Origin of the sequence: uncultured Nocardioides sp., assembly GCF_902805925.1 — a bacterium.
Classification (GTDB): domain Bacteria; phylum Actinomycetota; class Actinomycetes; order Propionibacteriales; family Nocardioidaceae; genus Nocardioides.
Genome location: NZ_CADCUP010000093.1, coordinates 1 through 8,323 on the forward strand (window position 1 = coordinate 1; position 8,323 = coordinate 8,323).

General features: G+C 74.1%; 9 protein-coding genes and 1 pseudogene. 6 read left to right on the plus strand and 4 right to left on the minus strand.

Going from position 1 to position 8,323, the window contains the following annotated elements; genetic code table 11:
• From QZX64_RS06590 to nadA, 3 genes and pseudogenes are all read left to right on the plus strand, one after another.
• Positions 1-381 (plus strand): annotated as a pseudogene (locus QZX64_RS06590) (hypothetical protein); the annotation flags it as partial.
• Positions 378-1,541 (plus strand): ATP-binding protein, encoded by a 1,164-nt coding sequence (locus tag QZX64_RS06595; protein WP_295657809.1) that lies wholly within the window; start codon positions 378-380, stop codon positions 1,539-1,541. The pseudogene QZX64_RS06590 and the gene QZX64_RS06595, both read left to right, overlap by 4 nt.
• A 34-nt stretch (positions 1,542-1,575) precedes the next feature.
• Positions 1,576-2,748: a quinolinate synthase NadA gene (nadA, locus tag QZX64_RS06600; protein WP_295657810.1), complete on the plus strand. Its 1,173-nt coding sequence runs from the start codon at positions 1,576-1,578 to the stop codon at positions 2,746-2,748.
• Positions 2,749-2,752: 4 nt separating this feature from the next.
• On the opposite strand, the gene QZX64_RS06605 is transcribed toward nadA, so the two are convergent.
• On the minus strand, positions 2,753-3,673 hold the full coding sequence (locus QZX64_RS06605) for a GNAT family N-acetyltransferase (RefSeq protein WP_295657811.1): 921 nt from the start codon (positions 3,671-3,673) through the stop codon (positions 2,753-2,755).
• Positions 3,674-3,736: 63 nt separating this feature from the next.
• Between QZX64_RS06605 and QZX64_RS06610 the strand changes: the two genes are divergently transcribed.
• Positions 3,737-4,855 (plus strand): glycerate kinase, encoded by a 1,119-nt coding sequence (locus QZX64_RS06610; RefSeq protein WP_295657812.1) that lies wholly within the window; start codon positions 3,737-3,739, stop codon positions 4,853-4,855.
• 64 nt (positions 4,856-4,919) lie between these two features.
• A complete protein-coding gene (erpA, locus tag QZX64_RS06615) occupies positions 4,920-5,282 on the plus strand; it encodes an iron-sulfur cluster insertion protein ErpA (RefSeq protein ID WP_295657813.1) in 363 nt (120 codons plus the stop codon).
• 145 nt (positions 5,283-5,427) lie between these two features.
• Here the strand turns inward: erpA and QZX64_RS06620 are convergent, their stop codons facing one another.
• Complete coding sequence (locus tag QZX64_RS06620) at positions 5,428-5,664, minus strand: hypothetical protein (protein ID WP_295657814.1); 237 nt, start codon at positions 5,662-5,664, stop codon at positions 5,428-5,430.
• Positions 5,665-5,728: 64 nt separating this feature from the next.
• Between QZX64_RS06620 and QZX64_RS06625 the strand changes: the two genes are divergently transcribed.
• Positions 5,729-6,715: a carbohydrate kinase family protein gene (locus QZX64_RS06625; RefSeq protein ID WP_295657815.1), complete on the plus strand. Its 987-nt coding sequence runs from the start codon at positions 5,729-5,731 to the stop codon at positions 6,713-6,715.
• Between the two features lies 1 nt (position 6,716).
• On the opposite strand, the gene QZX64_RS06630 is transcribed toward QZX64_RS06625, so the two are convergent.
• Both QZX64_RS06630 and QZX64_RS06635 read right to left on the minus strand, forming a co-directional pair.
• Entirely contained in the window at positions 6,717-6,974 is a 258-nt protein-coding gene (locus QZX64_RS06630; protein ID WP_295657817.1) for a sulfurtransferase TusA family protein, read from the minus strand.
• Positions 6,971-8,134, minus strand: a complete 1,164-nt coding sequence (locus QZX64_RS06635; RefSeq protein WP_295657818.1) for a cysteine desulfurase family protein — start codon at positions 8,132-8,134, stop codon at positions 6,971-6,973. Before QZX64_RS06635 ends, QZX64_RS06630 begins: the two co-directional genes overlap by 4 nt.
• Positions 8,135-8,323 lie beyond the last annotated feature (189 nt).

The window sequence follows — 8,323 nt, forward strand, 5'->3', positions numbered from 1 at the left end:
CGACGGGCGCCCTCGGTGGCGACCACGACCGACCCCTACGGCTTCACCTGGCTCCAGGTGACCGGGTCGCCCGACGACGTGGCCGGGCTGTGCACCGACCTCCACGCCGTCAACTCGACCGTGGAGGCGCAGGGGTTCGGCGGTGGGCTGCTGTGCACCCTGGTCCCGTTCCGCGACGCTCAAGGCCGCACCTTCGGGCTGGTCTACCTCTACAAGCAGGGCACGTTCTACCCCTTCGCGCCCGTGCCGGGCCTTCCCGGGAGCGGGCACCAGCGCGACAACCTGCTCGAGCTCACCGTGCGAGACGGGCTCCAGGCCGAGCTGCCCTTCGAGAAGGACCTGCAGCGGTGGCTCGCCCTGTGGGATGCTCCGGGGCTGTGAGCACCGGTCAACAGCGCAACGCCGCCGTGGAGGAGTATCACCTCCTCCAGCAGCCGCAGCGTCCCGAGCTGGCCGAGCTGGCCGAGCTGGCCGCGCGCCTCTGCGCCGCACCCACCGCTGCCGTCGTCGTGCTTGCGGAGGCCGGGCCGCAGACCGTCGCGTCGTACGGCCTGGGCGCGGAGCTGGAGGCCGTGGCCCTCGCGCTGTGCGGCTCCGCGGTGCTCGACGAGAGCCCGCTGGTGGTCCCCGACGCCGACGCCGACGAACGGTTCGCGTCCGGCTGCGTCGGCGGTGGGCGCGGCGCCGTCCGGTTCGTCGCCGTCACTCCGCTGACCACCCCCGAAGGCGTCCGGTTCGGCATCCTCGCGGTCCTCGACGAGCAGCCGCACGAGGTGGACCGCCAGGGTCGGGACCTGGCCCTGCTGGCCGACCGGCTGGTGGGGGTCCTCGAGCTCGAGCTGGCGTCGCGTCGCCTCTTCGAGGTCTCGGAGTCGCTCGCGGTCGCGCAGGACGGGCTCGCCGACTTCGCCGGGACCGTCAGCCACGACCTGAAGAACCCGCTCGCAGCCGTCGCGATGTCGCTGGAGATCGCCCAGGACAACATCGACCCCGCCGACGCCCTGCTGCTCTCGATGGTCTCGCGCGCCGAGCGCGGCGCGCAGCGGATGAAGGACATGATCGACGACCTCCACGCCTACGCCCGCCAGGCCACGGCACCGGAGAAGCGCGACGTGGACGTGGCGGACCTGCTCGAGGTGGCGGTGGGTGGGCTCGGCGCGCCGGAGCACCGGTCGGCCGTCGAGGTCGCCGCGATGCCCACGGTCCTCGCCGACCCCGACCAGCTCCAGGTGGTGTTCTCCAACCTGCTCGACAACGCGGTGCGCTACGCGCACCCCGACCGGCCGCTGAGAGTCGTCGTGGCCGCCTCCGAGGAGACCGCCGCCTGGACCTTCAGCGTCGCCGACTGCGGCGTGGGCGTCCCCGAGCACGAGCGCACCCGGGTCTTCGAGCCGCTGGCGCGCCTCGACAAGTCCGTGTCGGGCACCGGCCTGGGGCTCACCACCGCCCGCCGCATCGTCAAGGCGCACCGCGGCAGGATCTGGATCGAGGAGACGCCCAGCGGCGGTGCGACCGTGCGTTTCACGCTGCCCCGTCACTGACGACGTCTCGCCGGGCGCGGCCTAGTATCTGCCCATGAGCACCGTCAACCTCCCGCTGCTGCCGCTGGGCCGCGGCAAGGACCTCTCGGCCGAGCGCGGCGTCGAGTGCCTGGGCGAGCTGCCTGCCGCCTCCGACCCCGGGCTCGTGGCACGTGCCCGCGCTGCCAAGGCGGCGCTCGGCGACCGGGTGTTCGTGCTGGGCCACCACTACCAGCGCGACGAGGTCATCGAGTTCGCCGACGTCACCGGCGACTCCTTCAAGCTCGCCCGCGACGCCGCCGACCGGCCCGACGCCGAGTTCATCGTGTTCTGCGGCGTGCACTTCATGGCGGAGTCGGCCGACATCCTCACCGGCGCGGGGCAGCGGGTCGTCCTGCCCGACCTGGCCGCCGGGTGCTCGATGGCAGACATGGCCCGCCTCGCGCAGGTCGAGGACGCCTGGGACGCGCTGGCCGACGCCGGCATCCAGGACGCCGTCGTACCCGTCACCTACATGAACTCCTCGGCCGACATCAAGGCCTTCTGCGGCCGCAACGGCGGCGTCGTGTGCACCTCCTCGAACGCCGACGTGGCGCTGGAGTGGGCCTTCGAGCAGAAGCCGGACGCCAAGGTCCTCTTCCTGCCCGACCAGCACCTCGGCCGCAACACCGCCGTGCTGCAGATGGGCATCCCCCTCGAGGAGTGCGTCGTCTGGGATCCCCGACGGCCCTCGGGCGGCCTCTCGCCCGAGCAGCTGCGCGACGCGCGGATGATCCTGTGGAGAGGCCACTGCTCCGTGCACGGCCGGTTCACCGTCGACGTGGTCGACGAGCTCCGGGCGCGCCACCCGGGCATCAACGTGCTGGTGCACCCCGAGTGCACCCACGAGGTGGTGCTCGCGGCCGACCTGGTCGGGTCGACCGAGTTCATCATCAAGACCATCGAGGCGGCCGAGCCCGGCTCGGCGTGGGCCATCGGCACCGAGCTCAACCTGGTGCAGCGGCTCGCGAACGCACACCCGGACAAGACGATCGTGTTCTTGGACCGCAACGTGTGCTACTGCTCCACGATGAACCGGATCGACCTGCCGCACCTGGTGTGGGCGATGGAGTCGCTGGTGGCCGGCGACGTCGTCAACGTCATCGAGGTCGACCCCCGCACCGAGGCCGAGGCCAAGGTCGCTCTCCAGCGGATGCTCGACCTGCCCGGCAGGTCGCAGCGCGACTGACGCGCTACAGCAGCGAGCCGTGGTGGACGTACGGCGCCGGCGGCCGCATGCCGCGCAGCCCGAGGTAGCCGCGGGTGCGCAGCGACAGGCCGGCCGCCATGCCGACGTCGATGGCCCACTGGTTCGCGGCGGTGACGTGCGGGACCCTCGCCCGGTCGCCGGCCTCGGCCAGCGCCGTCCACAGGAGCCTGGTCGCCGTGCCGCGCGTCGTGGCCGCCAGCAGCGCGACGCCGCGGTCGTCGACGTAGGCGTACCCCTCGCCGCTGCGGTGGTCGACGACCACGGCCCGGCAGGTCTCGAGCAGGAAGTCGTGGTCGGGGCCGTGAGCGGCCCCGCGCGTCGCGCGGTCGACGGAGTCCATCAGCGCGACGTCGCCGGCGGTGGCCTCGCGCACCCGGTCGACGACCGGCAGGGAGGTGCGGTCGACCCGGCCCGAGAGCTCCATCTGGGGGTGCAGGTCGAAGCCGGCGAGCCGGGAGCGGCGCAGCGCCCGCGGGTCGTCGGAGGCGCAGAGCATGCCGCGCAGGGCGCCGCGGCCGTGGTCGAGCGCGGTGGCCAGCAGCGCCTTGCCCAGGCCCCGGCCCTGGACGCCCGGCCGCACGGCGAAGGTGGCCAGGAACCAGGTGGTGTCGCGGCGGTACGACGTCGCGAAGCCGAGCAACGCGCCCTCCCGCTCGGCGACCCAGCAGCCCTGCGGGTCGGAGTCGAGGAGGTGGAGCGTCCGGGCCACCCACAGTGCGGCACGGTCCGGCGAGCGCGGCTGCGGCTCCTCCGCTCCGTTGCGTACGGCGGCCCGGGCGGCCTCGGCGAACGCCTCGGCCGAGAGCCGCTCGGCGACGGGCACGTCGGTCGGCACCATCGGCCGCACCAGGACCCCGGCGGGCACCTCGGCGTGGACGGCAGGGCTCGTCGTCGGGTCCGTCATCGGCAAGCAGCCTAGGGCGGGCCGGTGGCAGGGCGCACGTGGGCGGTCGGGGAGGATGACTGCATGCGCGTGCTCATCGCCCCGGACAGGTTCGCCGGCACCCTGACCGCACCCGAGGCGGCGGCCGCCATCGCCGAGGGGTGGGCGCGTCGTGCTCCGCACGACGAGCTCGACCTCGCACCGATGTCGGACGGCGGACCCGGGTTCGTCGACGTCCTGCACGCCTCGCTCGGTGGTGACCTCGCGGCGGTGACCGTGCGGGGGCCCTTCGCCGCCGACGTGCCGGCGACCCTGCTCGTGGTCGGTGGCACGGCCTACGTCGAGAGCGCCCAGGCCTGCGGTCGCCACCTCACCGGGCCGGGCGGCGACCCCGAGGAGGCGTCGTCGTACGGCGTGGGGCAGCTGCTGCTCGCGGCCCGGGACGCGGGGGCCACCACGGTGGTGCTCGGGCTCGGCGGCCCCGGCACGACCGACGGGGGAGCGGGGCTGCTCGCGGCTCTCGGCGCGACCGCCGACCGCCCCCTCGACCGCGGCTGCGCCGGCCTGGCCGGCGTGTCCGAGGTCGACCTGGGGCCCGCGCGCGCCGCCGTCGAGGGGCTGACGCTGGTCGCCGCCGGCGAGGCCGACCACCCGCTCACCGGGCTCTTCGGCGCCGCCAAGACCGCCGGCGCCGAGAACGGCCTCAGCGAGGAGCGGCTGCCGGCCGTCGACGGACTGCTGGAGGAGTGGGCGGCCGCGACCGACCGTCGTACGGCGCTCGACAAGGGCGCCGGCGCGGCCGGCGGGATCGGCTTCGCGCTGCTCCTGCTGGGCGCGCGCCGCGAGCCCGGCATCGCGCTGGTGGCCGCGCACGTCGACCTCGCCGCCCGGGCGGCAGCGGCCGACCTCGTGCTGACCGGGGAGGGCGCCTTTGACTTCTCCAGCCGCTCGGGCACGGTGCCGTACGGCGTGGCCGAGGTCGCCGCGCACGCGCTGCGGCCGTGCGTCGCCCTGGCCGGCCAGGTGCTCGTCGGCTCCCGTGAGATGCGGGCGCTCGGCGTGGAGTCGGCCTACGCGATGGTCGACGTGGTGGGGGAGGAGCGCTCGGCCGCCGACCCGCCCGGGGCCCTCGCCGACCTCGCGGCGCGGGTGGCCCGGACCTGGTCACCGCCCGCACCGGGCGCCGGCCGGGTCGGGGAATAACCCCGCGTGTGCGAGTATTGGGTCTGGTAGCACCGCAGCACCTCCGACCACTTTGGGAGACCACATGACCGAGCAGCTCGAGACCACCGAAGAGCGTCGTACCGACCAGATCAACCTGAGCGCGGTCGCGGCCTCCAAGGTCAAGAGCCTCCTCGAGCAGGAGGGTCGAGACGACCTCGCCCTGCGCATCTCCGTCCAGCCGGGAGGCTGCTCGGGTCTGCGCTACCAGCTGTTCTTCGACGAGCGCACCCTCGACGGCGACGTCACCACCGACTTCGACGGCGTCACCGTGGTCGTCGACCGGATGAGCGTGCCCTACCTCAACGGCGCGATGATCGACTTCGTCGACTCCATCGAGAAGCAGGGGTTCACCATCGACAACCCCAACGCCACCGGCTCCTGCGCCTGCGGCGACAGCTTCCACTGACACCTCGACGAAGGGCCCCCGCCTGAGGCGGGGGCCCTTCGTCGTGCGTGGTCGCGGTGGCACCTCGTCCCGCCGGCTCGCGCCCTCGTTCCTCGGACGCGCCGCTCGCTCGGCCACGGTCGAGGAGTCCGCTGACGCGCCCTCGTCAGTCCAGGTGCAGGTGCAGCGAGCCGGCGAGCCGCGCGGCGGCGGGGCTGACGGACACGTCCGGCACCTCCCGCGGGTGGTCGTCGTACCGCAGGCCGGGCGCGCCCTCCGCCGCCGCCCGGGCGACCCGGTCCAGGCCCAGGGCCGAGGCGACGACCCGGGCGTCATCGCGCATCTCCTCGGGTGTCGACAGCTCGCCGTAGGCGTCCGTGGCACGAGACGGGAGCGGGCTCATGCCCCCGACGCTAGGCGTTACCGATTGGTACTCCCAGGGTCGCGCCCGAGTAGGGTCTGACCCCATGTCGCTGCTGATCGCCGGCTCCATCGCCACCGACCACCTGATGTCCTTCGCGGGCAGGTTCTCCGACTCCCTGGTCGTCGACCAGCTCGACAAGCTGTCGGTGTCCTTCCTCGTCGACGACCTCGAGGTACGCCGCGGCGGCTGCGCGGCGAACATCTGCTTCGGCCTCGGCAACCTGGGCCTGCACCCCGTGCTCGTGGGTGCGGTCGGCGAGGACTTCGCGGAGTACCGCGCCTGGCTGGAGCGCCACCACGTCGACTGCGAGTCGGTGCACGTGTCGCAGACCAGGCACACCGCGCGCTTCGTGTGCACCAACGACCGGGCGATGGCCCAGATCGCCTCGTTCTACCCCGGAGCGATGAGCGAGGCGCGCGAGATCGAGCTCGCGCCGATCGTCGACCGCGTCGGTCCACCCGACTACGTGCTCATCGGCCCCGACGACCCCGAGGGCATGCTGCGCCACACCGACGAGTGCCGGGTCCGCGGCTACCGCTTCGTGGCCGACCCGTCCCAGCAGCTGGCGTTCGGTGACGGCGACCTGATCCGCCGGCTCGTCGACGGGGCCGACATCCTGTTCTCCAACGAGTACGAGGCGTCCCTGATCACCCAGAAGACCGGCTGGAGCACCGAGGAGGTGCTCGACCGGGTCGGCACGTGGGTGGTGACGCTGGGCGCGGAGGGCGTGCGCATCGACGCGCGTGGCCGCGCGTCGATCACCGTCGGCGCGGTCCCCGAGATCGAGAAGGTCGAGCCCACCGGTGTCGGCGACGCCTTCCGGGCCGGGTTCCTCGCGGCGCTGGCGTGGGGCCTCGGGCACGAGCGCGCCGCCCAGCTGGGCTGCCTGCTGGCGGTCCACGTCGTCGAGCAGGTGGGCACCCAGGAGTACACACTCTCGCGGTCGGCCTTCCTCAAGCGCTGCGCCGAGACGTACGGCGACCAGGCCCGCGCCGACGTCGAGCCCCACCTGAGCACCCTCCACGCCTGAGTCAGGCGCTGCGCCGCACCAGGTGACGCGGCTGGCCGTCGCCGGCGGCGTCCTCGCCGACGTACTCCTGCCCGCGCATGCGGCACCACGCCGGCACGTCCACCCGGGCGGCCGGGTCGGCGGTGACCACCGCCACGAGCGCGCCGACGCCGACGTCGCCGATGCGACGGGCGAGCTCGATGACGGGCATGGGACACAGCATGCCGCGGCAGTCGAGCTCGAGGTCGGGGGTCACGTCGGGGGTCCCGTCGGGCGTCACAGTCCCACCCGCCCGCGCAGCGTGGCGACGACCTCGGGCAGGGCGGTCAGAAACCGCGTCACGTCGGCGTCGGTGGTGTCGCGACCCACGGACAGCCGCACGTTGCCGTGGGTGAGCGCCCCCATCGCGACGAGCACGTGCGAGGGCTCCAGGGTGGAGGCCGTGCACGCGGAGCCGCTGGCGATGCCGCAGCCGCGCCGGTCGAGCTCGTGCACCAGCGCCTCCCCGTCGACGTAGAGGCACGAGAACGTCACCAGGTGGGGCAGCCGGTGCTCCGGCTCGCCGACCACCTCGACGTCGGCGAGGGCGCCGACGGCGCGCCGTACCCGATCGACCAGCCGGTGCTCGCGGGCGGACCGCTCCTCGCGCTCGGCCACCACCGCCTGCAGCGCGGCCGCCGCGGCCAAGGCGGCCGGGACGTTCTCGAACCCGCTGCTGCGCTCGTCGACGCGGTCGTCACCGGGCAGGGCGTTGCGCCAGCGGGCGCCGGTGCGGACGAGGAGGAGGCCGACGCCGGCCGGCCCACCCCACTTGTGGGCCGAGGCGGCCGCGACGGCCCAGCCCGCGGGAAGGGGGAGCCGTCCGGCGGACGCGCAGGCGTCGACGAACAGCGGCACGTCGGTGGTCGCGGCGATCTCACCCACCGGCTGCACCGTGCCGACCTCGTGGTTGGCCGACTGCACCGCCAGCACCCCGGCGTCCCCGTCCACCGCGGCGAGCGCCTCGGTGACCGCCGTGGTCGTCACGAGCCCGGTCGCGGTCACCGGCACGGCCACCGTCGGCACCTGCGCCCAGGCCGCCGCGTGCAGCACCGCCGAGTGCTCGACCGCGGAGTGCACGAGCGTGCGTCCGGCCCGCTCGCGGCCGCGAAGCAGGCCCAGAAGGCCTCGGTGCACCGCGTCGGTGCCGCTGGAGGTGAAGGTCACCTCCGGCGTCCGCACGCCCAGGCTCTCGGCCACCGCCTCGCGCGCGTTGTCGAGCAGGAGACGGGCCGTGCGGGCCCCGTGGTGGAGGCGCCGCGGGTCGGCGTACCCCTGGTCGAGGGCTGCCAGGAACACCTCCCGCGCCGCGGGGTGCAGCGGCTGCGAGGAGGCAGCGTCGAGGTCGGCGTACGCCGCTGGTCCAGCGGGGGCGGACCCGTCACGGGCCGGATCGGTCACACCACGAACCTACCCGGCACCCGCCGGTGGTCGATGGGGTGGATTCGGATACCCTCGACCCCATACGTGACTGACCGAGAGAGAGGCTCGTTCGTGGGTCTGCAACTCCCGCAGCGTCCGGCTGCAGCCCCGAGGCGGGCCGCGTTCGCGACAGTGCTCGGACTAGCCCTGATGACGCTCGCCGGCTGC

Excerpts from the sequence above, each read along its gene's own strand:
- nadA (WP_295657810.1), top strand. The coding sequence starts at position 1,576 with ATGAGCACCGTCAACCTCCCGCTGCTGCCGCTGGGCCGCGGCAAGGAC.
- QZX64_RS06610 (WP_295657812.1), top strand. The coding sequence starts at position 3,737 with ATGCGCGTGCTCATCGCCCCGGACAGGTTCGCCGGCACCCTGACCGCA.
- QZX64_RS06605 (WP_295657811.1), bottom strand. The coding sequence starts at position 3,673 with ATGACGGACCCGACGACGAGCCCTGCCGTCCACGCCGAGGTGCCCGCC.
- QZX64_RS06620 (WP_295657814.1), bottom strand. The coding sequence starts at position 5,664 with ATGAGCCCGCTCCCGTCTCGTGCCACGGACGCCTACGGCGAGCTGTCG.
- erpA (WP_295657813.1), top strand. The coding sequence starts at position 4,920 with ATGACCGAGCAGCTCGAGACCACCGAAGAGCGTCGTACCGACCAGATC.
- QZX64_RS06625 (WP_295657815.1), top strand. The coding sequence starts at position 5,729 with ATGTCGCTGCTGATCGCCGGCTCCATCGCCACCGACCACCTGATGTCC.